20 protein-coding genes are annotated in these 24,882 nt (G+C 70.2%); 10 read left to right on the top strand and 10 right to left on the bottom strand.

Translation table 11 applies throughout. The annotated features are described in order from the left end of the window. Positions 1-200 precede the first annotated feature (200 nt). The 4 genes from MWM08_RS00830 to trxB form a co-directional block, all read right to left on the bottom strand. Positions 201-365, bottom strand: a complete 165-nt coding sequence (locus tag MWM08_RS00830; protein WP_244457578.1) for a hypothetical protein — start codon at positions 363-365, stop codon at positions 201-203. Between the two features lie 1,893 nt (positions 366-2,258). Continuing rightward, complete coding sequence (locus MWM08_RS00825) at positions 2,259-2,618, bottom strand: helix-turn-helix domain-containing protein (protein WP_244457577.1); 360 nt, start codon at positions 2,616-2,618, stop codon at positions 2,259-2,261. Positions 2,619-2,918: 300 nt separating this feature from the next. After that, the gene (locus MWM08_RS00820) at positions 2,919-3,812 is read right to left on the bottom strand and encodes a LysR family transcriptional regulator (protein WP_244457576.1); all 894 of its coding nucleotides are present in this window, start codon (positions 3,810-3,812) and stop codon (positions 2,919-2,921) included. Then, positions 3,812-4,786, bottom strand: a complete 975-nt coding sequence (gene trxB / locus MWM08_RS00815; RefSeq protein WP_244457575.1) for a thioredoxin-disulfide reductase — start codon at positions 4,784-4,786, stop codon at positions 3,812-3,814. The genes MWM08_RS00820 and trxB overlap by 1 nt, the downstream gene beginning before the upstream one ends. A gap of 150 nt (positions 4,787-4,936) precedes the next feature. Here trxB and MWM08_RS00810 point away from each other — a divergent pair, with 150 nt between their 5' ends. Both MWM08_RS00810 and MWM08_RS00805 read left to right on the top strand, forming a co-directional pair. After that, positions 4,937-5,416 (top strand): Lrp/AsnC family transcriptional regulator, encoded by a 480-nt coding sequence (locus MWM08_RS00810; RefSeq protein ID WP_244457574.1) that lies wholly within the window; start codon positions 4,937-4,939, stop codon positions 5,414-5,416. Next, entirely contained in the window at positions 5,413-7,107 is a 1,695-nt protein-coding gene (locus tag MWM08_RS00805; RefSeq protein WP_244457573.1) for a DUF6311 domain-containing protein, read from the top strand. The genes MWM08_RS00810 and MWM08_RS00805 overlap by 4 nt, the downstream gene beginning before the upstream one ends. On the opposite strand, the gene MWM08_RS00800 is transcribed toward MWM08_RS00805, so the two are convergent. Both MWM08_RS00800 and MWM08_RS00795 read right to left on the bottom strand, forming a co-directional pair. Next, positions 7,082-8,158 (bottom strand): malate/lactate/ureidoglycolate dehydrogenase, encoded by a 1,077-nt coding sequence (locus MWM08_RS00800; RefSeq protein WP_244457572.1) that lies wholly within the window; start codon positions 8,156-8,158, stop codon positions 7,082-7,084. The genes MWM08_RS00805 and MWM08_RS00800 overlap by 26 nt on opposite strands. Further along, on the bottom strand, positions 8,155-9,129 hold the full coding sequence (locus MWM08_RS00795; protein ID WP_244457571.1) for a tripartite tricarboxylate transporter substrate binding protein: 975 nt from the start codon (positions 9,127-9,129) through the stop codon (positions 8,155-8,157). The genes MWM08_RS00800 and MWM08_RS00795 overlap by 4 nt, the downstream gene beginning before the upstream one ends. Before the next feature lie 127 nt (positions 9,130-9,256). On the opposite strand from MWM08_RS00795, the gene MWM08_RS00790 reads away from it, so the two are divergent. From MWM08_RS00790 to MWM08_RS00760, 7 genes are all read left to right on the top strand, one after another. Further along, entirely contained in the window at positions 9,257-10,468 is a 1,212-nt protein-coding gene (locus MWM08_RS00790) for a patatin-like phospholipase family protein (protein WP_244457570.1), read from the top strand. Continuing rightward, a complete protein-coding gene (locus MWM08_RS00785) occupies positions 10,465-11,661 on the top strand; it encodes a patatin-like phospholipase family protein (protein WP_244457569.1) in 1,197 nt (398 codons plus the stop codon). Before MWM08_RS00790 ends, MWM08_RS00785 begins: the two co-directional genes overlap by 4 nt. Positions 11,662-11,718: 57 nt before the next feature. After that, entirely contained in the window at positions 11,719-12,930 is a 1,212-nt protein-coding gene (locus tag MWM08_RS00780; protein WP_244457568.1) for a patatin-like phospholipase family protein, read from the top strand. Between the two features lie 187 nt (positions 12,931-13,117). Beyond that, on the top strand, positions 13,118-13,627 hold the full coding sequence (locus MWM08_RS00775) for a hypothetical protein (protein ID WP_244457567.1): 510 nt from the start codon (positions 13,118-13,120) through the stop codon (positions 13,625-13,627). Between the two features lie 197 nt (positions 13,628-13,824). Continuing rightward, a complete protein-coding gene (locus tag MWM08_RS00770; RefSeq protein WP_244457566.1) occupies positions 13,825-14,814 on the top strand; it encodes a tripartite tricarboxylate transporter substrate-binding protein in 990 nt (329 codons plus the stop codon). Between the two features lie 227 nt (positions 14,815-15,041). Then, positions 15,042-16,208, top strand: coding sequence for a fumarylacetoacetate hydrolase family protein (locus MWM08_RS00765; protein WP_244457565.1), 1,167 nt, complete (start codon positions 15,042-15,044; stop codon positions 16,206-16,208). Next, on the top strand, positions 16,205-16,957 hold the full coding sequence (locus MWM08_RS00760; protein WP_244457564.1) for an alpha/beta hydrolase: 753 nt from the start codon (positions 16,205-16,207) through the stop codon (positions 16,955-16,957). The genes MWM08_RS00765 and MWM08_RS00760 overlap by 4 nt, the downstream gene beginning before the upstream one ends. On the opposite strand, the gene MWM08_RS00755 is transcribed toward MWM08_RS00760, so the two are convergent. After that, positions 16,910-17,785 (bottom strand): Rossmann-fold NAD(P)-binding domain-containing protein, encoded by an 876-nt coding sequence (locus MWM08_RS00755; protein WP_244457563.1) that lies wholly within the window; start codon positions 17,783-17,785, stop codon positions 16,910-16,912. The two genes, MWM08_RS00760 and MWM08_RS00755, sit on opposite strands and share 48 nt — an antisense overlap. A gap of 193 nt (positions 17,786-17,978) precedes the next feature. On the opposite strand from MWM08_RS00755, the gene MWM08_RS00750 reads away from it, so the two are divergent. After that, the gene (locus tag MWM08_RS00750) at positions 17,979-18,791 is read left to right on the top strand and encodes a tetratricopeptide repeat protein (protein ID WP_244457562.1); all 813 of its coding nucleotides are present in this window, start codon (positions 17,979-17,981) and stop codon (positions 18,789-18,791) included. Between the two features lie 58 nt (positions 18,792-18,849). On the opposite strand, the gene fzlA is transcribed toward MWM08_RS00750, so the two are convergent. The 3 genes from fzlA to gltB all read right to left on the bottom strand — a co-directional run bounded on the left by fzlA (position 18,850) and on the right by gltB (position 24,880). After that, positions 18,850-19,518 carry an FtsZ-binding protein FzlA gene (gene fzlA, locus MWM08_RS00745; protein ID WP_244457561.1) on the bottom strand — a complete coding sequence of 223 codons (669 nt, stop codon included), beginning with the start codon at positions 19,516-19,518 and terminating at the stop codon, positions 18,850-18,852. A gap of 205 nt (positions 19,519-19,723) precedes the next feature. Then, positions 19,724-20,233 (bottom strand): hypothetical protein, encoded by a 510-nt coding sequence (locus MWM08_RS00740; protein ID WP_244457560.1) that lies wholly within the window; start codon positions 20,231-20,233, stop codon positions 19,724-19,726. 105 nt (positions 20,234-20,338) lie between these two features. Further along, positions 20,339-24,880 carry a glutamate synthase large subunit gene (gene gltB, locus MWM08_RS00735; protein ID WP_244457559.1) on the bottom strand — a complete coding sequence of 1,514 codons (4,542 nt, stop codon included), beginning with the start codon at positions 24,878-24,880 and terminating at the stop codon, positions 20,339-20,341. Positions 24,881-24,882: the final 2 nt, after the last annotated feature.

The following is a 24,882-nucleotide window of genomic DNA, read 5'->3' as shown; positions in this document are numbered from 1 at the left end:
GCAATGACATGACGGCGCCAGTGAAGATCTCGGCCTGCTCACGGCTGCCATTGTCACCGCGCGTATGGCGGGGCGCGAATGATGCGCTGACGGGGCAGTCAGTGCGCGCCGGCGGGCGGGGGCTGCCCCCACACCCGCTGGGCGTTGTCACGCTCGGGCTGACCAGACCCCATCCGGCATCTCGCTGACGCCGGGCTAAATCATCGACGCGGCCGCTCCTGCGACAGGCGCTTGGCCTCTGCGGCCTCAGCAAGAAGTTCCTGCCGCTCCTCGTCACAGGTGGCTGCGGCAGCGGCGGCCACCAGGAAGTCCTCACACACACCCCAATAGATATCCGGACGCCAAAGGTGAAGATTCTCGATCATGGCATCCGAGAGCCTCAGAGGGGAAAAGCGAGGCGAATCATTGCCGTTCGTGGGCGTAACGGCAGCTTTCGCGTCAGTTGGTGATTTCGCAGAAGATGACAAAGCACGGCTCCTTATGGGGTTCTCACCCGCAATGTGTGTTGATGATCAAAAGTGACAGTAGCTCGGGTTGGACACCGAGCACGCCATCCTTAAGAAAGCGCTTCCTATGAAGTCAAGATCTTTTTTGTATGGGTGGATCGGGTACTAACCGACTATTTCGTGGTAGCCAGACTTCTTCTAATTAGGAGTAATTAGTGAAGATCAGTTTGCCTGAGGTTGGGTCAATTTGTATTGGATTGCCCATTTTATTATGAGTGAAGCCTGCGCCATGCCCGGATGGTTCGAAATCTGCGATCTGGATGATCTCGGTTTGCTGCGCTGGCTACTCCCCAGCAGATGTGGATTGGGCGCGTACAACGTGAAGTTTATGACATCAAATGAGCGGAATAGAATCTGAGGGCGGTGGCCATTGCGCTTTGTCGGTGATCCCCGATTCGGCTATCCCCCCAGTTTATTCACTACAGGATAGATCATTATTCGGATCAAGTGATCAGAATAGGCATAGGTTCAATAGGCGGTTCAACCCGCAACGTCAAAGGCTTCGTCCGGGTCCCCATCGGACCCAATCGAAGTCGAAGCGGAGCGAGGCCCGCTCGCTGACCGCAAAGCCATGACCAATAGGCTGCGCGCCACGTCACCGGCCATTCCTCCTCGACGCCATTCAGCATGGTCGTCGTCATGCGCATCTTCGCCGCGTAGGCGGCAATGTTCCCTGCGTTGAAGTCCGCGTCTCCGTTGTCGAACGGCCGCACATCCACGCGTCCCGGGGCTCCGGGCCACTGGGTGCTCAGCGCCTCTCGAAGCGCCGCTCGGTCGAGCCGTGGATGGTGAAAACACAGGTGAGCATGGGGCACCCACGCCACGGGACCACGACCAAGGTAGGGAAGCTCTTGGACGACGGCCCGGCGCCTCGGCGGCAGGAACATCACGTCGTCACGTAGATGGGCATCCACCTCGACAAGACCATATGCTGCGACGGTCGCCCAACGTCGAGACCGTGAAGCACTGCGATCACGGAGGTTGCGAAGGTCAACTCGAAGGTCGCGCACCACACCTCGGATTGCGTCGAGGTCGCCTGTGCATGCCAGCATGATCGTGACGTGGCTGCATGCAGGACCGCTCGCCGCTGCGAAGTGACTGCTGGCGCGTTCACGCCATCCGCGTCCAAGCCATCGACGGCACGAGGGGCAAGCAACCGACCGGCACATCGTAGGCCAGCCAGTCCGGACGCCAGTTCGCTGTGCGGTCACCTTCTCCTTGCGGGCCTGCTGGCAGCGCCACAGCCGCCCCGCCAAATCGTCATCACCGAAGTCCCGGAGCGCGGCCACGAGGTCGTCCGTCTCCGCTTCAATCGCCGAGGCTATGGAGGCAGTGCTTCGGAACTTCATGGCAAGACGAGCCCGAGGGTCGAGCCCGTGTGACGCCGCGACCAGGGCGATGCGCCGCCGCCCATCGTCAACGCCATGGCATCCGGCGGCAGTCCCGCGCGAGCGTGTGGCATCGACGAACGCGAAGCGCTGTCTTCTGATCCGGGACGATCAGGCGATAGCCCGTCTTCTCGTGCGTCTTCGGATCGTATGTCGCGCAAAGGTGGTGCGCGCCGGGGGCGTAAATCTCGGCGGCCCGTCGCGTGCAGTACAGCACCCGCGTGAACAGGTCGGGGCCAAGGGCAGCCGGGGTCATCCCGGGAAAATCGAGAACGATAGGGGGTGGGTTGTCTTTCATGGCCGTATTTACCGGCCGGGCTTTTCATTAAAGTGTCCGAATGGGACACTCAATCAGTTCGGCGGCCTACAGGATGACTATCACGAGCCGTCCCGGTCCCCTCTTGCCGGAGATATGCTCGCGTCGACGCTCGATCATCTTCGCCGCCGCCAAGGCCGTCAGGATGCGGCTCATGCGCCCGGGACTTATCCCTACCAGTCGCGCGACATCGGCACGATCCATGCGCACCACACCTGTGGACCGTTCTCGATTGAGAAGGAGGGCCGCCCAGACCCGGATCGTCGTGACGCCGCCGAACCCGCCGCCAATTCCAGCTATCGTTTCGATGGCACGCCACAACGCAGCCACCTCGACAGTGTCGCTTCCTCCCGCCGCCTGCTTTGGGGAGGCCGTCACGATTCGGTGTAGGCCGTCAGGTTTGAGCATGGCTTCCCGGCCGGTCGCAGCCCCACCGCTCCCTGTTCAGTTGTGCCACGACGTGTGCCACGGACGGCCGTTCTGGAAAAAGAAAGGCCCAGAAAACCGAGGTTTTCCGGGCCTAGTCAACAGGGAGGCTTCACGTCTGGGAGACGAGGGATCCGAAGACCCCTTCCGACCAAGTCGCCGGATGACAAGGATGATAGGTGCAACCGCAGCATGCGTGATTCCCGATATGCACCAATCCGGTATGCGATTGGCGCATGGGTAAGAACACAGCCCTGTGATCCGGGTCATGGACACGCGGCGTCAGCCCGCCCCAGCCGCCAGTTCCGCCACCAGGAAATCCCGGAAGACCGATACGCGCTTCGAATGGCGCATCTCCTCGGGGTAGACGAAGAAGGCCTCGATCCGCGGTGCCTTCACCTCGGGCAGGACCTGCACCAGCCCGTCCAGCTGGTCGCCCAGGTAGTCGGGCAGCGCCGCCAGGCCGAGGCCGGAGCGCACCGCCTCGACCATGCCGGGCAGGGAATTGATCTCAATGGCGGCGCGACGCGGCGCGCCGGCGCGGCGCCCGGCCTCGGCCAACCAGTTCACGTTCTCGATCGGCGGCCGGTAGTCGCCATAGACGATCAGGCGATGGGCATCGAGGTCCTCGACCCGCTGCGGGATGCCCGTCGTTTTGAGGTAGCCCGGCGCGCCGCAGACCTTCCAGCCGAAGGTCGCGATGTGGCGCTGGATCAGGTCGGGCTGCCGGGGCGGGTGCATACGGATCGCGACATCCGCTTCGCGCATGGCGAGGTCGAGGTCGGAATCATCCAGCAGCAGCGTCACGCTGATCTCGGGATGCGCATCGAGCATCCGGCGCAGCCGCGGCGCCAGCCAGGAACTGCCGAATCCGGTGGTGGTGGTGACCTTCAGCCGGCCGGCCGGGCGTTCGCGGCTTTCGGTCAGCAGCGCCTCGGTCATCGCGAGCTTGGCAAACACCTCGCGTACCGTGCGGTTCAGCGTCTCGCCCTGCTCGGTCAGGATCAGGCCGCGGGCGTGGCGGTGGAACAATGGCACCGTCAGCGCTTCCTCGAGCGCCTGGATCTGGCGCGAGACCGCGGATTGGCTGAGGTTCAGGGTCTCCCCGGCATGCGTAAAGGACCCCGCCTCGGCCACCGCGTGGAAAACGCGCAGCTTGTCCCAGTCGATCGGCATCAGGCGGCGACCTGCTCGGTCTCGGCGTCGGCGGCGGCGAGGAACTTCTCCGCCTCCAGCGCCGCCATGCAGCCGGTGCCCGCCGCGGTCACCGCCTGACGATAGACCTTGTCCTGCACGTCGCCCGCGGCAAACACGCCGGGCACCGAGGTGCGCGTGGTGCCGGGCACGGTGCGGATATAGCCCTCGGTGTCCATGTCCACCTGGCCGGCGAACAGCGCGGTGGCGGGCGCGTGGCCGATCGCGACGAACACGCCGTCGACCTTCAGTTCGCTGCGTTCTCCGGTCTTGGCATGGCGCAGCGCGAGCCCGCGCGCGACCGGCACGCGGCCGGTGTCATCGGCCAGCACGGCGTCGATAGTGGTGTCCCACAGCACCGTCACGTTCGGCTTCGCGAACAGGCGCTGCTGCAGGATCTTCTCGCTGCGCAGCGAATCTCGGCGATGGATCAGCGTGACGTGGCGCGCCAGGTTGGACAGGTACAGCGCTTCCTCGGTGGCGGAATTGCCGCCGCCGATCACCGCCACGTCCTTGCCGCGGTAGAAGAAGCCATCACACGTCGCACAGGCCGAAACGCCGAAGCCGCCGAGTTCCTTCTCACCGGGGATGCCGAGCCAGCGGGCCTGCGCGCCGGTCGCGATCACCACCGAATCGGCCTCATACACGTCGCCGGAATCGCCGGTGGCGCGGAACGGGCGGCGGCTCAGGTCGATGCCGGTGATGATGTCGTAGACCACCTTGCTGCCGACGTGCTCGGCCTGCTTCTGCATCTGGTCCATCAGCCAGGGGCCCTGGATGGCCTCGGCGAAGCCGGGGTAGTTCTCGACATCGGTGGTGATGGTGAGCTGCCCGCCGGGCTGCAGGCCGGCCACGACCATCGGTTCCAGCCCCGCACGCGCGGCGTAGATCGCGGCCGTATAGCCGGCCGGTCCGGCGCCGATGATGAGCAGGCGGGTGCGGTGAGTCTCGGCCACAGGGCGGTTCCCGGTTCTGTTGCGCTCGGCCGCATATCGGCCAGCCGGGCGCCGGTCACAACCATCGATGCCTTGATGCTGCCGGCGCCTGCAATGATATTGCGCCCCGCGACGCCCCCGAGCAACGAGACATAAGCGATTCCCGCCCAGATGCCCCGCCCCCCGGACGACACCGACCTCGACACCGTGGACCGGCACATCCTGGCCGAACTCCAGGACGACGGCCGGATGACGAATGTCGAGCTGGCGCGGCGGGTCAACCTATCGGCCCCGCCCTGCCTGCGGCGCGTCCGCCGGCTCGAGGAGGCCGGCATCATCCGCGGCTACCACGCCGACATCGACCCGGTGGCGCTGGGCTGGGAGGTCACCTTCTTCGCCCTGGTGGGCCTCGAATCGCAGAAGCAGGCGGTGCTGGACGAGTTCGAATCGCTCGCCACCTCCTGGCCCGAGGTGCGCGAATGCCACATGATCCGCGGCGGCGGGGACTTCCTGCTGCGCCTCGTGGCGCGCGACACGGCGCATGAGAACGAGCTCACCTCCCGCCTGACGGGCGCGCCGGCGGTGCTGCGGGTGATGACGCTGCAGACCATCCGCACCGCCAAGGACGCGGCCGGGGTTCCGATCGGGTGAGGCTGCCGCGCGGGGCCGAGACCGCGGCGGCGCTCGCCATAGGCCTGGCCTGCTTCGCAGTGCTGCTCGGCCCCGGCGTGCTCGACCCGGCCAATGTCGCCTGGATGCAGCGCAACGACCCGGCGACCTACTACCTCGGCTGGTCCTTCTTCCGCGCGGCACCCTGGGGCTGGCCGCCGGCGGCGAATCCGCTGTTCGGGCTCGAGATCGCCTCGACCATTTTCTTCATCGACGTGGTGCCGCTGATGGCGCTGGCCATGAAGGCGACCATCGCCCCTGCCGGCGGCCCCTGGCAGTACCACGGCGCCTGGCTGCTGCTGTGCTTCGCGCTGCAGGCGGTCTTCGCGCACCGCATCGCGGCGTTGTTCCTGCCCGATGCGGCGTCCCGCCTGCTGGTGGCGGCGCTGGCCTGCTTCGCGCCGGTGCTGCTGTGGCGGCTGGCCGGCCCGCATGCCGTGACGGGACATTATGCGCTGGCCGCGCAATGGCTGCTGCTGGCGGCTGGCTGGCTGTGCCTGCGCGCGCCCACGCGGCGCCAGCCCTTGGCCTGGGTCGCGCTGGGTGCCGTCGCGGCGCTGATTCATTCGTACCTGCTCTCGATGGTCCTGGTGTTGTGGGCGGCGGATGCGCTGCGCCGCTGGCTGGCGGCACGGCGCGGCGGCGCGTTGGCGGCCGAAGCGGTGGCGCTGGCGCTCGGCATCGCGGCGGCGCTGTGGCTCGCGGGGTTTCGCACGCTGCCGGGCGGGGGGCTGGGCGAACCGGGCTATGGCATTTTCCGGGCGAACCTGCTGACGCTGCTGGACCCGCAGGGCTGGTCCGTGCTCGTGCCGAACCAGGCGCGCGGGCCGGGCGACTACGAAGGCTTCGGCTTCCTGGGCGCGGGGGGCATCGTGGCGCTGCTCGCGGCACTGTGGGTGGTGCGGCGCGACGCCATGCCGCCGCTGCCCGCCGGACACCTGCCGTTCCTGGCCGCGATCCTGGTCCTTGCCGTCTTCGCGCTGTCGAACGTGATCGGGCTCGGCCATGTGAACCTGGTCAGGATCCCGCTGCCGCCGCAGGTCGAACCGCTGCTGGCGATGTTCCGCGCCTCCGGCCGCATGATCTGGCCACTGCACTACCTCGTGCTGCTGGGGGCCGCGATCGTGCTGGCGCGGCGGGTCGGTCCGCGGCGCGGAGCGCTGGCGCTGGCCGCGATCCTGGGCCTGCAGGTGGCCGATAGCGCGCGGGGCTGGCTGCCGGTGGCGATGGGTGCGCGCGTCGCGGGCCCGGCCTGGTCGACGCCGCTGGCCAACCCCTTCTGGGCCGAGGCCGCCGGCCACTACCAGCGCCTGCGCCGGATTCCCGCCGGCAACGCGACGCCGGGCTGGGCGCCGCTGGCCTACCTGGCGGCGGCGCATGGCATCGGCACGGATGCGGTCTACCTGGCGCGGGTCGCGCAGGAACCCCTGGCGGCATTGCGCGCGCGCGGTGCGGCGATGGTCGCAACCGGCCACTTCGACCCGGCGGAATTCTACGTGCTGGACGATGCCTCGGCCTGCGCGGTCGCGCCGCGTATCGATGCCGCGCGCGACCTTCTCGCGCGGATCGACGGGGTGAACGTCGTCGCCCCCGGTTGGCATGCCGTGCGCCGCACGCCGGCCGGCGCAGGCCCGATCGACTGCGCCGTCAGCGCACCTCCGGGATCGCGTTGATCCCGAGCGACTGCGCCGCGCGCACCAGGTTGCACCAGGTGGTCGGGTCCACCGGGATGCCGCCCGCCAGCCGCTTCGCCTTGGTGATGCGTTCCTTTTCGCCGGCCACCAGCACCGGGCTGTCGGGATCGGCCGGCGGGGAGGCCTTCACATCCGCGATCACCGCGGCCAGTTCGCTGCGGAAGGCGGCGATGTCGCCGAAGCGCGACGGGTCCAGCACGAAGGCGAGCCACGAATTGACGATCCCGCTGTCGCGCAATTCCGGCCGCCAGGCGGTCGCGCCGCCCAGCAGCGCGCCAGCCAGGATCTCGCAGACCAGCGCCAGCCCGTACCCCTTGTGCGCGCCGAAGGACTGCAGCGCGCCGCGCGGGTTGTCCCGGTACAGCACGCCCGGGTCGGTGGAGGGCTGGCCCTTGGCATCGACCAGCGCGCCCGCCGGCACCGGCCGCCCCGCGTTGAACGCCACGCGGCATTTGCCGAGCGCGATGGCCGAGGTGGCGAAGTCCAGCACCAGCGGCTGCCCGCCCGGCGTGGCCGGCGGGATGGTGACGCAGACCGGGTTGGTCGACAGCCGCCCGTCCGACCCGCCGAAGGGTGCCACCGCCGGCGCCCCCGACACGCCATTGACGAAATGCACCGAGATCATCCCGGCCGCCGCTGCCTGTTCACCATAGGTGCCCACGCGTCCAATATGGTGGACATTGCGCAGCCCCATCACCGCGTGCCCATGTGCTCGCGCCGCGCCGATCGCCCAGTCCATGCAGGTGCGCCCGACCTGTTGACCATAGCCCATCCGCCCGTCGAACAGCGCGAGCGAGGGGTCCTGGCGGATCACCTCCGGCGTCACGTTCGGATGCAGCTTGCCGTCCCGCACATGGTCCACGTAGCGCGGCAGCAGCATGATGCCGTGGCTGTCATGGCCCTGGAGGTTCGCCTCCAGCAGGTGGCGCGCGACCTCCTCGGCCTCGGCTGCCGCGCTGCCGGTGGCACCGACCACGGCGCGCAGCAGGTCGCCGAGCGCGGAGGCCTCGACGATGACGTCGGCGGTCATGATTCCTTCCAGGGCCTGCGCTGCCACAGGCCGCGCAGCTGGGTCTCGAGCGTGGCGATGTCGTTGCGGAAATCGGCGCCGATGCGCGGCGCCAGCGGCAGGCCCAGGCGCTGCGCCTCGCGCACGAAGTCGGTGTCGGCCAGGGCGGCGCGGAAGGCGGCCTCCAGCCTCTCGCGGATCTCGGCGGGCAGTCCGGGCGGGGCCACGATGCCGCGCGTGGCGCCACTGATCAGGTCCTGGCCCTGCTCGCGGAAGGTCGGCACGTCGGGCGTGCCCGACCAGCGTGTGGCCGCCGCCTGCCCCAAGGAACGGATGCGCCCCGACTGCAGCAGCGCCAGGCTCTCGCTCATGTTGAAGGCGCCGACATCGAGATGCCCGCCGACCAGCGCGGTCGACAGCGGCGCCATGCCGTTGAAGGGCACATGGGTCATCGCCGGCATGCCGGCCAGGTCCTCCAGCGCGATCACCAGCAGGTGGTCGTCCGAGCCGATGCCCGTGCTGCCGTAGCTGATCTGCCCCGGCCGCGCCTTGGCCGCCGCCACCAGGTCGGCCAGCGTGCGGATCGGCGAATTCGCCGCCACGAACAGACCGCCCGGATCATCCACCACATTGGCGATGAAGGTGAATTCCATCGGCCGGTAGCGCACCGTGCGCTCCATCGGATAGGTGACCATCGCCGGTACGGAGGTCGCGGCCAGCGTGTACCCGTCGGGTGCCGCGGCAAACACCTGTTCCCAGCCGAGCTGCCCGCCCGCACCCGCGCGGTTTACCACCACGAAGCGCGCGCCGGGCAGGCGCGCCTGGACCACCGGCAGCACCATGCGCGCCATGGTGTCCACGCCGCCGCCGGGCGGATAGGGCACCACCACCTCGATCGGCCGGTCCCCCGGCCAGGCGGCATGGGCGATGCGCGGCAGCGCGAGGGTACCGGCGGCGGCGAGCGCGCCGAGCGCGTGGCGGCGGGTGGTCATGGCGTTCCTCCGATGGTTTGTGCGTTTCGCGCACAGTGACGGCGCGGCCACGATCCTGCAAACAGGCGTAAGCATCCAACGACCCTGGTATCATGACGGGCAAAGCCCGAATCGAGGAATCCCTCACATGACCCGTCCCAACCCGACGCGGCGCGCAGCGCTTCTGGCCGCCGGCGCAACGGCGGCGCTGGGACTGCCCGGCTGCGCCAGCCCCGTCCGCGGCCCGGCAGTCCCGCGCGGCAGGACGACGGCCGCGCAGGTGCTGGGCCTGCCAAACGAACGCTTCATGGTCACCTCTCCCGAGGGCCAGCGCGCCATCGAGGCCGAATTCGACGCCGCCGGGGCAAGGCTGCGCAGCCGGCTCGCGCTGCGCCCCGGCCAGCCGATGCCGCGGCTGAACCTGCTGTCGGTCTCGGGCGGCGGGGAGAACGGTGCCTTCGGGGCCGGGCTGCTGTGCGGCTGGTCCGAACTCGGCACGCGGCCGGAATTCAACCTGGTGACGGGCGTGAGCACCGGGGCGCTGACCGCGCCCTTCGCCTTCCTCGGCCGCGACCACGACCCGCAGCTGCGCGCGGTCTACACGGAACTCACCCTGGCCGACATCGCGGCGTCGCGCGGCCTGCTCCAGGCGGTGTTCCATGAATCCCTGGCCGACACCGCGCCGCTGTTCCGCACGATTTCCCGGTATCTCGACGAACCGATGCTCGCGGCGATCGCGCGTGCCTACGATGGGGGGCGCCTGCTGCTGATCGGCACGACCAACCTCGATGCACAGGTGCCGGTGATCTGGAACATCGGCGCGATCGCCCGCAGCGGCCATCCCGGGGCGCTCGACCTGGTGCGCCGCATCCTGCTCGCCTCGGCCGCCGTACCGGGGGTCTTCGCGCCGGTGATGGTGGACGTGTTGGTGGATGGCGAGGCGCGGCAGGAAATGCACGTCGATGGCGGCGCCTTCGCGCAGGCCTTCCTGTACCCGTCCTCGGTCGGGCGCACGCGCCGCGAGCGCCTGGCGCGCGGCGCCGCGGCGCGGGACGTGGAGGCCTATGTCATCCGCAACGGCCGGCTCGACCCCGAATGGGCCTTGGTGGAACGCCGCACGCTGGGCATCAGCGGGCGCGCCATCTCCACCATGATCGCCGCCAGCGGCTACAACGACGTGATCCGCATCTACAACGCGACGCAGCGCGACGGCGTGGGCTTCAACCTCGCCTTCATCGGCACCGACTTCGACCGCGAACTTCCCGCCCCCTTCGACCAGGACTTCATGCGCGCCCTGTTCCAGTACGGCTACGAGCGCGGCCGCCGCGGCTACGACTGGGCGAAGCGCCCGCCCCTGTGAGTCCCGCGCCATCCCGCCGCGCGCTGCTGGCCGGCAGCGCCGCGTTGCTGTCCGGCTGCGCGCTGCCCGACCGCGGCGCACCGGTCCCGAACACCGCGACCGCGGGTGCGACGGTGCTCGGCCTTCCTGGTGAGCGATTCGTGCTGCCGCAGGACCTGCATGCGATCGAGGCCGAGTTCCGCGAGGCCGGACGACGGCGCATGCGCCACCTGGGCCTGACGCACCCCTCGCAGCTGCCGCGCTTCCAGTTGCTGGGTGTCTCGGGCGGCGGGGAGGACGGCGCGTTCGGGGCCGGCCTGCTGTGCGGCTGGACCGAACACGGCACCCGCCCGGAATTCGAGCTGGTGACCGGCGTGAGCACCGGCGCGCTCACGGCGCCCTTCGCCTTCCTGGGCAGCGAGTGGGACGGCGCGCTGCGCAGCGTCTACACCGACATCACGCCGGGCGACGTGCTGCGGTCGCGCGGGCTGCTGGCGGCCATCTTCAACGATGCGCTGGCCGATACCGCGCCGCTGTACCGCACCATCTCGCGCTACCTCGATGACCGGATGCTGGCGGCGATCGGCCGCGGGCACCAGGCCGGGCGGCTGCTGCTGATCGGGTCGACCAACCTCGATGCGCAGCTGCCGGTGATCTGGAACCTGGGGGCCATCGCGGCCAGCGGCCATCCCGGCGCGCTCGACCTGGTGCGGCGCATCCTGCTGGCCTCCGCCGCGGTGCCCGGCGCCTTCCCGCCGGTGATGTTCGACGTGGTGGTTAACGGCGCGCCGCACCAGGAGATGCACGTGGATGGCGGCGCCTTCAGCCAGGTGTTCCTGTACCCCCGCCAGGTGACCGAGCTGCGCCGCGAACGCCTGCGCCGCGGCCAGCCGGTCGTGCCGGCCACCGCCTACATCATCCGCAACGGGCGGCTCGACGCGCAATGGGCGGCGGTGGACCGGCGCGCCATGTCGATCGCCGCGCGCGCCATCTCCACCATGATCGCGTCCAGCGGCTACAACGACGTGGTGCGCATCTGGAACACCGCGCTGCGCGATGGGATCGACTACAACCTGGCGTACATCACGCGCGACTTCACGGGCACCTACAGCGAGCCCTTCGAACAGGCCTACATGCGCGCCCTGTTCGACTTCGGCTACCAGCGCGCACGGCGCGGCTACGACTGGGCGCGCCAGCCCCCGGGCGGCAGCTGACCCGCGGGCGCCGGCGCGCCTTCAACCTTCCCGCCGCCGTCCCATATCCTGCGCGCAATGACCCGCGCCCGCCCCATCCCGACCCTGGCCCGCCGCGGCGCCCTGCTGGGCGGCGCCACCCTGCTGGCCGGCTGCGCGCTGCCCGAGCGCGCCGAACCGGTACCGACCGAACGGGTGCGCAACGCGCAGGTGCTGGGCCTTCCGAACGAACGCTTCTGCGTCACGGACCCGCTCGACCTGCCGCGCATCATTGAGGAATTCAACCAGGCCGGCCGCCGCCAGCGCGCCGCCTTCAACCTCGGCCCGCGCGGCCGGCTGCCCGATGCGCACATCATCGCCTTCTCGGGCGGGGGCGAGAACGGGGCCTTCGGTGCCGGCCTCGCCTGCGGCTGGACCGAGGCCGGCACGCGGCCATCCTTCAACCTGGTCACGGGCATCAGCACCGGGGCGCTGACCGCGCCGCTGGTCTTCGCCGGCCCGCACCGCGACGCGCAGCTGCGCGCCGCCTATACCGAGATCACCGCCGCCGACGTGCTCACCGAACGCGGGCTGCTGGCCGCACTGGTCGATGACGCGCTGGCCGACAGCGCGCCGCTCGCGCGCACCATCGCGCGCTACCTCGATGACTCCCTGATGGCCGAGATCTCGCAGGGCTATGCGCGCGGGCGCCAGCTGGTGATCGCGACCACCAACCTCGATGCGCAGCGGCCGGTGGCGTGGAACCTGGGTGCCATCGCCGCCAGCGGGCATCCGCGCGCGCTCGATCTGGCGCGGCAGGTGCTGCTGGCCTCGGCGGCCGTGCCGGGCGTGTTCCCGCCGGTCATGATCGACGTCACGGTGGATGGCGTGCCCTACCAGGAAATGCACGTCGATGGCGGCACCTTCGCGCAGGCCTACCTGTATCCGCCCGCGCTCGGCGAGAGCCGGGCGGAGCGCATCCGGCAAGGTCTCACGCCGCCCTCGGTCACCGCCTATGTCGTGCGCAACGGGCGCCTGGCGCTGAGCGGCGGGCCGGTGCGACGGCGCGTCTTTCCGATCGCGTCGCGCGCCATCTCCACGCTGATCGGCGCGGCGGGCGTGAACGACGTGTTCCGCATCGAAGCCGCCGCGCGCCAGCACGGCATCGCCTTCCGCCTGGCCTATATCGAGGACGACTTCACGATGCGCGAGACGGAGCCCTTCGGGCAGGATTTCCTGCGCGCGCTGTTCGCGTACGGCCACGCCAAGGCGCGCGGCGGCTATCCCTGGAAGCAAGGCCTGCCGGCCTGAGAAACCGTTTGAGACTGCGCGCTTCGGCGCATTCTGCAGTCTGGCACCCGACCGCTCTGCCAACCGGCCACCCACACGCGTACCCTCGATGCGCAGCCGGGTGGGGGAGCGGGCCAGTGCCGTCATTCTCAATCGGCTTCTGACCGACGCAAGGCTTCCTTAACCCGCCTGGCGCCAGGCTCGCGCCATGGCCGCTTCCATCGACCGCTTCGCCGCCTGCGCTGCGTCCGTGATGTCGGCGCGCGGCGGGTTCACCGCACGTGACCCGTTGCTGGACGGGCCGGCTGCGCATGGCGTGGGGCTCGGGCTGCTGTCGGTCTGGATCGGCGGGCCGGCGGATGCGCCGGCGCTGCGCGCGCTGGGGCGGGAGGGCGCGGCGCGCATCCTGAACGCCATGGTCTGGGCGCCGCTCGGCGCGGCACGCCTGGCGCCCGGGCCGGACCTGGCGCTGTTCGCCTATGCCGTCGAAGCCGGCACGATGCAGGCCCTGGTCGACCTGCAGCGTCACCTGGGGGTCGACGAAAGCGGCGCCGCCGATGCCGCGACGCTGACCGCCGCCCAGGCGCGCGACCCGGTCGCGCTGGCACGGGCCATTGGCGCTGCGCACGACGCCTGGCGCCGCGCACGTGGACTGCCTGCGGCACGCGCCCCACGCCAGGCGGCACCCGCGGACCAGGGCGCGCTCGCCACCTGCTGACCGGGGCGCGCGGCCGCCTGGCCCTTGCATCCCGCGCCGTTGCTGCGAACCTTCCGGCAACCAGCCGGGAGATCCCACGCATGTCCATCATCCTGCGCCGCGGCCTGAGAGAGCGTTTGAGACTGCGCCATGCGGCGCATTCCGCAGTCCGGCACCGGCCCGCACGCCCACCCGGCCACCCACATCAGGATCCTGGAATGGGTGGCCGGGTGGGGGTGCGGGCCGGTGCCGGCATTCTCCAGCGGCTTCTGCCCGCCCTGCTGATCGCCGGCGGCCTGGCCGGCGCGGCCGCGGCGCAGCCCGCCTTCCCGTCCCGCCCCATCTCGCTGGTTGTCGGCTTCGCGCCGGGCGGGCCGGCGGATGTGGTCGCGCGCCTGGTGGCGCCTGCGCTCGCGGCCGACCTCGGACAGCCCGTGGTGGTCGAGAACGTCTCCGGCGCCGGCGGGTCGATCGGCCAGGGTCGCGTGGCGCAGGCGCGCCCTGACGGGCACACCCTGCTGTTCGGGTCGCTGGCGCAGGCGACCATTCCGACGCTGGTGCGCAACCCGCCCTTCGACCCGCTGGCCCTCGAAGCGGTCGGCATGGTGAACGAGGTGCCGATGTCGATCATCGCGCGGCGCGACTTCCCCGCCACCACGCTGGCGGACCTCGTCGCGGTCGTGCGGCGGGAGGGGATGCGCCTCAACCTCGGCAATGCCGGCGTGGGGTCGACCAGCCATCTATGTTCGCTCCTATTGATCGCGTCGGTCGGCACGCCCGTCACGATCGTGCCGTATCGCGGCAATGCGCCGGTGATGAACGACCTGCTGGCAGGCACGCTCGATCTCGGCTGCGACCAGACCACGAACAACGCCGAGCAGATCCGCAACGGATCCATCCGCGGCTATGCGATCACCACGCCGGAGCGCACCTCTGCCCTGCCGGACGTGCCGACCACGGCCGAGGCCGGGCTGCCGGCGATGAGCATGTCCGGCTGGAACATGATCTTCGCCCCCGCCGGCACGCCGGCGCCGGTGGTCGCGCGGCTGAACCGCGCGTTGTTGGCGACGCTGGCAGACCAGGCAGTGACGCGGCGCATGGTGGAACTCGGCAGCCGCCCGGCGGCGGGCGAGCGCACCACGCCGGCCGGCGCGCAGGCCTTCTGGCGCGCCGAGACCGCGCGCTGGAAGCCGTTGCTGGAGAATTGAGGTTTTTTAAGCGCCCTCGGATGGCGGGCGGCCCGCACGGATGCGCCCGGCGCGGCTGACCGTCTGGGCGCGGTCGCGCTTCGCGCTCGCGGATCGTGTATGCGGACCATCCGATCCCGACCCACGGCCAGACCGTCCGTCCCAGGCCTGTGCAGCGCGCCGCGCCCCCTTGGCAGCGCCGCGCCGCGCCGCCAGCCTGTGCGTGCACGAACGGGGAGAACCACGCCATGCGGCTCGACCGCACCTGCCTGCCGGCGGATTTCGCCGCCGGGACCTTCGCCGCGCGCATCATGGCGCCGGAGGGACCCTGCATCATCGGCTTCGTCGGCGGCGCCGCCTTCGACCTGACGCCCGCCTTCGGCACCATGGCCCGCTGGATGGAGGAAGAGCACCCCGGTGCCGTCATCCGCGCGCGTGGTGCGCCGGTCGCGCTCGACCTCGATGCGCTGCTGTCCAATTCCGCGCATGACGCGCGCGATCCGTCGCGCCCCTGGCTGCTCGCGCCCATCGACCTACAGGCGGTCAAGGCCGCGGGCGTGACCTATGTGCGCTCCATGCTGGAACGCGTGATCGAGGAACGCTGCCGCGGCGATGCCTCGGCCGCCGCGGCGGTGCGGATCGAAGTGCGCGAGATCATCGGCGACGACCTCGCGAGCCTTGTGCCTGGCAGCGCGGAAGCCATGCGCGTGAAGGACGCGCTGGTGGCGAAGGGCTGGTGGTCCCAGTACCTCGAGGTGGGCATCGGCCCGGATGCGGAGATCTTCTCGAAGTGCCCGCCCATGGCGGCGGTGAGCTGCGGCGCCAAGATCGGCGTGCATCCGAATTCCGCCTGGTCGAACCCCGAGCCGGAGGCGGTGATGGTGGTGAATTCGCGCGGCCGCATCCAGGGGGCCACGCTCGGCAACGACGTCAACCTGCGCGATGTCGAGGGCCGTTCCGCGCTGTTGCTCGGTCGTGCCAAGGACAACAATGCCTCGGCCGCGCTCGGGCCGATGATCCGCCTGTTCGACGACGGCTTCGGGCTCGAGGACATCCGTCGCGCCGATATCACGCTCACCATCAGCGGCCGCGACGGCTTCGCGCTGGAGGAGACCGGCGCGATCGGCTCGATCAGCCGCGACCCGACCGCGTTGGTGGCGCAGATGATCGGCGCGCACCACCAGTATCCGGACGGCGCGGTGCTGTATCTCGGCACGCCGTTCTCTCCGGCGAAGGATCGCGGCGCGCCGGGCATGGGCTTCACGCACAGGGAAGGCGATGTGGTGCGCATCGCATCCCTGCGCCTGGGCGCGTTGGTGAACGAGGTGGACCGCACGGATGAATGCCCGCCCTGGGCCTTCGGCACGGGGGCGCTGTTCGCCTCCTTGATGCGGCGCGGACTGCCGCGGCCATGAAGGAGGAGCACGGGCGCATCGACCGCGGCGACGGCGTGCACCTGGCCTGGCGGCGCATCCGGGGGCGCGGCGTGGGTGTGGTGTTCCTGGGCGGCTTCAACTCCGACATGACGGGCAGCAAGGCGGAATTTCTCGCCGGCTGGTGCGAGGCGCGCGGGACGCCCTTCCTGCGCTTCGACTATTCCGGCCACGGCGCCTCAGACGGGCGCTTCGTCGATGGCACCATCGGCCGGTGGGCGCTGGACGCCGCCTGCAGCATCGACGCGCTCGCCCCCGGGCCGCAGGTGCTGGTGGGCTCGTCGATGGGTGGGTGGATCGCGCTGCTGCTGGCGCGGATGCGCGCACCGCATGCGCTGGTCGGCATCGCCCCCGCGCCCGACTTCACCGAGGACCTCATGTGGGCGGCGTTCACGCCCGAGATCCGCGCGACCATCGAAGGCGACGGTGTCTGGCATCGCCCGAGCGAGTACGGCGCGCCCTATCCCATCACGCGCGCGCTGATCGAGGACGGGCGCGCCAACCTGCTGCTGCGCGGGCCGATCGCGCTGGACGTGCCGGTGCGCATCCTGCAGGGCATGCAGGATCCCGACGTGCCCTGGCGCCACGCGCTGCGCATCGCGGATGCCATCACCGGCGACGACCTGCGCATCTCGCTCGTGAAGGATGGCGACCACCGGCTGTCGCGGCCGCAGGACCTGGCTCTATTGGGCGAAACCCTCGCGCCGCTCCTGCTCGAGGATGCCGGCTAGACCCTCGCGATAGGTGGGATACCGCCAGGCGATGCCGAGCGCGCGCTTCGTCGCCGCGTTGTCCACGCGCCGGTTCTCCGCCCAGAAGGACAGCGCCATGGGGGACATGCGCGCGCGCGCCTCCTCGAACGGGATCGCCGGCGGCGGCGCGGCGCCCATCAGCCGCGCGGCATGTTCGGTCACGACGGCGCTCTCGGCCGCTTCGTCGTCGACCAGGTGCAGGACGCGTTCGCGCGGCGCGCCGTCCTGCGCCATGGCCGCGACCACGGCCAGCGCGATGTCGTCGCGATGGATGCGCGAGAAGGCGTGGCCCGGCTTCACGACCCGCCGTGCCGTGCCCGCGCGCAGGTCGTCGAAGGGCGAGCGCCCCGGTCCGTAGATTCCGCCCACGCGGAAGATGTCGAGCGCGGCACGGCCGGCGACCAGGTCGCGCCAGGCCTGCTCCGCCGCCAGCCGCCGGCGCGAGCGGTCCTGGCCCGGCGCTGGCGGCGTCGCTTCGTCCACCGCGCCACCGCCGCGGTCGCCATAGACGCCCGTGGTCGAGAGATACCCGACCCAGCGCAGCGTACCCGCCGCGAGCGCCGCGTCGATCGCGCCGCGATGCGCTGCGATCGCCGGGTCGCCATCCTCGCCAGGTGCAGCGGTGACGAGCACGCGCCGGGCCTGGCCGATCGCGTCCGCCGCGCCGGTAAAGCCGGTGACCGCGACGCCCGGTGGCGGGGCGGCGCGCGCCGGGTCTCGCATGGTGCCGATCACGCGCTCGCCGGCGGCCGCGGCCGCGATGGCGGCGGCGCGGCCGGAATATCCCAGCCCGATCACCAGAAGCATGGCAGGTTCTCCCCGGTCAGGCGCGCCGTCATCCGCGCCATCTGGCACGCCGCGCGCGGGTGGGCCAGTGCCACAGGGCTGGCAATGGGGTACCCGCCGGAGCGTGTTGCCTGCCCGCCGCTGCCGGTCTGCATGGCGCGCAATGCGGGTCCAGGTGATTTCGCGTGGTCGACTTCTGCCCTAGATTGCGCGGATGTCGTCGTTCCGCCTCATCCTCGCTGCCGCAGCGATGCTGGTGCTTGCCGCCGGCGGCGGCTGGTGGTGGCTGGCCGGCGCGGACCGCGACGACCCGTTGCCCACCCCGCCGGAACCGCCGCGCCTGACGGATTCGGCGGAGTACGAGCGCTGCCTCGATATGCTCGAGGACGATCCGGAGGGCGCGCGCAGCTTCGCCGAGGCCTGGACCATGGATGGCGGCGGCGAAGGAGCAGCGCATTGCGCCGCGCTGGCCGCGCTGACGCTGGGCGAGGCGGAGCGCGCCGCCGAGGCCCTGGAGCGCATCGCCGCGCGCAGCCAGGCCGGCATCGCCGCGCGCGCCGCCGTGTTCGGCCAGGCGGGGGAAGCCTGGATCGCCGCCGGCCGCCCCCAGCGCGCCCATGCGGCGCTGACGCTGGCGCTCGCGCTCACGCCCGCCGCGCCGGTGATCCTCGCGGAGCGCGCCATGGCCTCGCTGGCGCTCGACCGCCCGGCCGAGGCGCTCGAGGACCTGGAGCGCGCGGTGGTGGGTGACCCGAGTGCGGTCGAGCCCTGGGTGCTGCGCGCATCGGCGCTGCGGCGGCTGGATCGCATCGCGCTGGCGGCCGACAGCGTGGCGCAGGCGCTGCGCCTCGAGCCCGACAATGTCGAGGCCGTGCTGGAGCGCGGCATCATCCGCCAGATCCAGGGCGATGCCGCGGGTGCCCGCGCCGATTGGGAGCGTGTGATCGAACTGGCGCCCGACAGCGCCGCGGCTGACCTGGCCGCACAGAACATGGCGCTGATCGAGGCAGGCCCGGCGCGGCGCTGACGTTACCGGACCTTCGTTGCCGCGAGCATCCTCACCCGGCCGGGATCTTGCCCGAGGCTCAGAAATCCAGGTTCCCGTAGTGGTCGGGCGGCGTCACGCCGCTCACACGGTCGCCCAGCAACGGGCGGAAGGACGGGCGCGACTTCATGCGCGCGTACCAGTCCTTCGCGGCATCGTTCAGCGACCAGTCGACATCGCCGATGTAGTCCAGCGCCGAGAGCTGCGCTGCGGCCGCGAGGTCCGCCAGCGTCAGCATGGGGCCGGCCAGCCAGGGGCGCGTCTCCGCGAGCCAGCCGATGTATTCCAGGTGCGGGCGCAGGTTGGCGTAGCCGGCGCGGATCGCCCCCGCATCGGGATTGCCGCGGCCCATCAGCCGCTTCATCTGCTTCTCGTAGAGCAGGTTCACGCCGACCTCGGCGTGGAACTTGTTGTCGAACCATGCGACCAGGCGACGCACCTCGACCCGTTCGGCCAAGGTGCGGCCGAGCAACGGCATGTCGGGATAGGCCTCGTCGAGGTATTCGCAGATCGCGGTGGAATCCGCGATGGTCAGGCCGTTCTCCTCCTGCAGCACAGGCACGGTGCAGGCGGGGTTCATCGCCAGGAAGTCATCCCGCCGTTCCCACACGCGTTCGACCCGCGTGTCGAAGGGTATGCGCTTCTCGCCGAGCGCGAGGCGCACCTTGCGCGAGAAGGGCGAGAGGGGGAGGTGGAACAGGAGCCGCACGATGCCGGCGTTATGCCACCCGCGCGGCGGCGGCGCAAAGGCGGTCGGGCGCGGCACGAGCGCATAACGCGCATCCTTGCGGATCGCGCCGCGATCACGGTGCGCAAGGCGCAACCGCGCCCGGACCGTCAGCCGCGCCGGGCGTGCCATTGCATGGCGCGTGAGCCGAGCGCGCAGACGCGCTCGCCCGGCGCTTGAAGGCGGACTAGATGCGTCTGGCGCAGGCCAGGAAGGCCTCGGTCACCGCGCGCGTGCCGCGCAGGTCGGCCGACCAGGGTTGCACCTGCTCCCCGGGGAAGGACACGCTCATGCGCAGCCCGGCGGCGAAGGCCTCGACGAAATTGATGAAGTTGCTGAATGCGCCCTGGTAGGACGCCTCGATCATGTCGACGCGGCTGGTGCCGGTGTAGTTGAGTTCGGCGCGGCGCCCGTCGATCGCGATCACGATCCGGCCGGTGGCGGCCTGCCGCACGTTCCAGGTCCGGTCGCCGACCTGCACGAAGCCATGCAGTTGGCCGCGCAGCCGTTCGACCTTGATCCAGAAGAAGCGCCCCATGGTGTTCGCGTTGGTGCCCATGCCGCACAGCGGTCCACCGTCGGACTGCGCGACATAGGCGGTCCAGCCGTTCACCGCGGCCAGGTTGCGGACCTGCTGCGCCGAAGCCGGCGCGACGAATGCGAAGGCGGCCAGCAGGGCCAAGGCCAGACGACGCACGACGTTCTCCTGTTCCTCCGTGCCGGCGGAGATTACCGCACCGTCACGTAAACGGAAGATGCCGGCGCGCGGCGGCGTGAAGCATTTCGCCGCCGCACGGTCGGATCATTCCGCCGCGACGGCGGCGGCCTCGGTCATCGGGACCGGGAGGTACTTCGCGTATTCCTTCGGCACGACGTGCCAGAAGCGGTGCCGTTCGGTCGCCCATTCGTTCAGCAGGCGGGCGGCGAAGCGGGACCCCGTCTCGGCCACGTGCCGCGCGATCAGGTCGCACAGCACGCCCTCCCAATGGGGGTGCGCCAGGCGGCCCCACAGCAGCGTCTCGGGGTTCACGCGCACGCCGAAGGTGTCGTCGGCGTCGTAGATGAAGGCCTGGCCGCCGGTGAAGCCGGCGCCGAAATTGTCGCCCACCGCACCCAGGATCGCGACGGTGCCGCCCGTCATGTATTCGCAGCCATTGGCACCGCAGCCTTCCACCACCGCGGTGGCGCCGGAATTGCGCACCGCGAAGCGTTCGCCGGCCTGGCCGGCTGCAAACAACTCGCCCGCCGTCGCGCCGTACAGGCAGGTGTTGCCGATGATGGTGTTGTCGTTCCACACGAGCGGCGAAGACGGCGCCGGGCGCACCACGATGGTCGCCCCCGACAGCCCCTTGCCCACGTAGTCATTGGCGTCGCCGAAGACTTCCAGCTTCAGCCCGCGCACGCCGAAGGCCCCGAGCGACTGGCCCGCGCTGCCGCGCAGCCGCACGTTCAGATGCCCCGGCTGCAGCCCCGACATCCCAAACTGCCGCGTGATGCGGGACGACACCTTGGTGCCGATCGCGCGATGCGTGTTCCGGATGTTGTACTGCAACTGCATCTTCTCGCCGTGCTCGAACAGCGCGCCGGCGTCGCGGATCATGTCCGCGTCCAGCGTCTCCGGCACCTCGTTGCGGCCTTCCAGCGTGCAGTAGGAGGCGTGCGGGCCGGCATCGGCCTGCACCAGCAGCGGGTTGAGGTCGAGGTCATCGAGGTCCTCCGACCCGCGCGACACCTGCTGCAGCAGATCGGTGCGGCCGATCACGTCGGTCAGCTTGCGGAAGCCGAGCGAGGCGATGATCTCGCGCACCTCCTCCGCCACGAAGGAGAACAGGTTGATGACCTTCTCCGGCGTGCCAGTGAACTTTTGCCGCAGCGCCTCGTCCTGCACGCACACGCCGACCGGGCAGGTGTTGGAATGGCATTGGCGCACCATGATGCAGCCCATCGCGACCAGGCTGGCGGTGCCGATGCCGAATTCCTCCGCACCCAGCATCGCCGCGATGACCACGTCGCGGCCGGTCTTGAGCCCGCCATCGGTGCGCAGCCGCACGCGGTGGCGCAGCCGGTTCAGCAGCAGCACCTGGTGCGTCTCGGACAGCCCCATCTCCCAGGGCAGGCCGGCGTACTTGATGCTGGATTGCGGCGACGCACCCGTGCCGCCGGAATGGCCCGAGACCAGGATCGCATCCGCCTTGGCCTTGGCGACGCCGGCGGCGATGGTGCCGATGCCGCTGCGCGAGACGAGCTTCACGCAGACCGACGCGTCCGGGTTGATTTGCTTCAGGTCATAGATGAGCTGCGCCAGGTCCTCGATCGAATAGATGTCGTGGTGCGGCGGCGGGGAAATGAGCGTGACGCCGGGCGTTGAGTGCCGCAGCTTGGCAATGAGCCCGGTCACCTTGAATCCCGGCAGCTGCCCGCCCTCGCCGGGCTTCGCACCCTGGGCGACCTTGATCTCGATCTCGCGGCAGTTGTTGAGGTATTCGGCAGTCACGCCGAAGCGGCCGGAGGCGATCTGCTTGATCGCGGAATTGGCGTTGTCGCCGTTCGGCCGCGGCCGGGCGCGCGCGGGGTCCTCGCCGCCTTCGCCGGAGTCGGATCGCGCGCCGATCCGGTTCATCGCGATCGACAGCGTCTCGTGCGCTTCCGGGCTGAGCGCGCCCAATGAGATGCCGGGTGCGAGCAGGCGCTTGCGGATCTCGGTGATGCTCTCGACTTCCTCGAGCGCCACAGGCGCACGGCCTTCCATGCGGAAATCCAGCAGGTCGCGAAGGGCGACCGGCGGCATGCGCCGCACGGCTTCGGAATACCGCTTGTAGGTCTGGTAGCTGTCGGTCTCGACCGCCTTCTGCAGCGTGTGGATCAGGTTGCCGTCGAAGGCGTGCACCTCGCCGCGCCGGCGCAGCTTGTACAGCCCGCCGACCGGCAGCGCGATCGCGCCCTCCTGCCAGGCCTTGTCGTGCAGCGCCAGCAGCCGCCGCGCGATGCCCGAAAGCCCGATGCCGGAAATGCGCGACGGCGTGCCGGGGAAGAATTCCGCCACCAGCGCGCGCGACAGTCCGATGGCTTCGAAATTCATGCCGCCGCGATACGACGACAGCACGCCGATGCCCATCTTGGACATGACCTTCAGCAGGCCCTTGTCCACCGCCTTCTTGTAGCGCGCCACGGCCTCGCCCAGCCCGACATTGCCGAACAAGCCGCGGCGATGGCGGTCCGCGATGCTCTCCTGCGCAAGATAGGCGTTCACGGTGGTCGCACCCGCGCCGATCAGCACGGCGAAGTAGTGCACGTCCATGCACTCCGCCGCCCGCACGTTCAGCGACGTGAAGGTACGCAACCCGTGCTTCACCAGGTGCGTCTGCACCGCGCCGACCGCCAGGATCATCGGGATCGCGGCGCGCGCGGCCGACTGCGCCTCATCGGTCAGGATAACGTGCGCATGGCCCGATCGCACGCCTTCCTCGGCCTCGCGGCGGATGCGCTCCAGCGCGCGGCGCAGCCCGCCCTCGCCATCCGTGATGTCCCAGGTGCAGTCCACCGTGCAGACAGTGCTGCCCATGTAGCCGCGCATGGCGTCGAACTGCGCGTTGGACAGCACGGGGCTCTCCAGCATCAGCATGTCGCACTGCGTCGGGTCCTCGTCGAGGATGTTGCCGAGGTTGCCCAGCCGCGTGCGCAGCGTCATCACGCGGGACTCGCGCAGGCTGTCGATCGGCGGGTTGGTCACCTGGGAAAATGTCTGGCGGAAATAGTGGTGCAGGCCGCGGTATTGCGACGACAGCACGGCGATGGGCGTGTCGTCGCCCATGGAGCCAACCGCCTCGTTGGCGTCCTCCACCATCGGATGGAGGATGCCTTCCAGTTCCTCCAGCGTGTAGCCCATGGCGAGCTGACGCCGCCGCAGTTCCTCGGCGGCGAAATGCGCGCGCTCGTCGCCCTCGGCCTTCACGATCTCATCGATGCGCGTGGTACGCGCGGTCCACTTGCCGAAGGGCTTGCGGGCGGCGAGCGTGTCCTTCAGCGCGGCATCCTCGTAGAAGCGCGCTTCCTCGAGGTCGACGCCGATGCACTGCCCCGGCCCGAGGCGCCCCTTCTGGACGATGCGATCCTCGGCCACCTTCACCATGCCCGTCTCGCTGCCCACGATCAGCAGCCCTTCGGCGGTGACGGTGTAGCGCATCGGGCGCAGGCCGTTGCGATCCAGGCCCGCCACCACCCAGCGGCCATCCGTCGCGGCGATCGCCGCCGGACCGTCCCAGGGTTCCATCACCGCGTTGCAGTACATGAACAGCTCGCGGTGGTTTTCCGGCATGGTGGCGTTGTTGCCGGTGCTCTCCGGGATCAGCATGGCCTTGGCCATCGGCGCGTCGCGCCCGCCGCGCACCAGCAGTTCGAACACGTTGTCGAGCGTCGCGGTGTCCGACCCGCCCGCCTGCACGATCGGCTTGATGTCCTCGATGAAGGGGTCGAGCAGCGCATGCGACAGTCGCGTCTCGTGCGACTTCATCCAGTTGGCGTTGCCGTGCAGCGTGTTGATCTCGCCGTTATGCGCCAGCATCCGGAACGGCTGCGCCAGGCGCCAGGTCGGAAAGGTGTTGGTGGAATACCGCTGGTGGTAGATCGCGAAGCGGCTGACGAAGCGCGGGTCCACCAGGTCGGGGTAGAACTGCGTCAGGCTCTCGGCCAGGAACATGCCCTTGTAGATGACCGACCGCGCGGACAGCGAGCAGAGGTACAGCTCCGGAATCTGCGCCGCGATAGCCTGCTTCTCGATGCGCCGGCGGATCACGAACATGTCGCGCTCGACCGTCTCCACGTCGCGCAGTTCCGGGTCGAAGATCAGGATCTGCTCGATCTCGGGGCGGGTGGCGTTCGCCTTCTCGCCGATGCAGGAGACGTCGATCGGCACTTGGCGCCAGCCATAGATGCTGTAGCCGGCATTCAGGATCTCGGTCTCGATGATCTGGCGGCAGCGTTCCTGCGCGCCGAGATCGGTCTTGGGCAGGAACACCATGCCGACCGCGATGCGGCCCGGGCGCACCCGGTCGCCGCCGCGCTGCACGACTTCGGCGAAGAAATCCTGCGGGATCTCGATATGGATGCCGGCGCCATCGCCGGTCTTGCCATCGGCATCGACGGCGCCGCGGTGCCACACCGCCTTCAGCGCATCGATGCCGGCCTGCACGACGGCGCGGGACGGCTTGCCGTCGAGCGCCGCGACGAGGCCGACGCCGCAGGCATCATGTTCGGTCAGGTCCAGGTGCGCGTCGTTCTCCAGCGCGGTGCGGCCGCGGGCGAAGGCCTCGACGAAATCGGCGCCGCTTTCGGAATGCTGCGTCATCT

Source organism: Roseomonas fluvialis, assembly GCF_022846615.1.
Taxonomy (GTDB): Bacteria; Pseudomonadota; Alphaproteobacteria; order Acetobacterales; family Acetobacteraceae; genus Neoroseomonas; species Neoroseomonas fluvialis.
The sequence above is the reverse complement of the archived record's forward strand: the minus strand, read 5'-3'. Positions and strand labels throughout refer to the sequence as shown.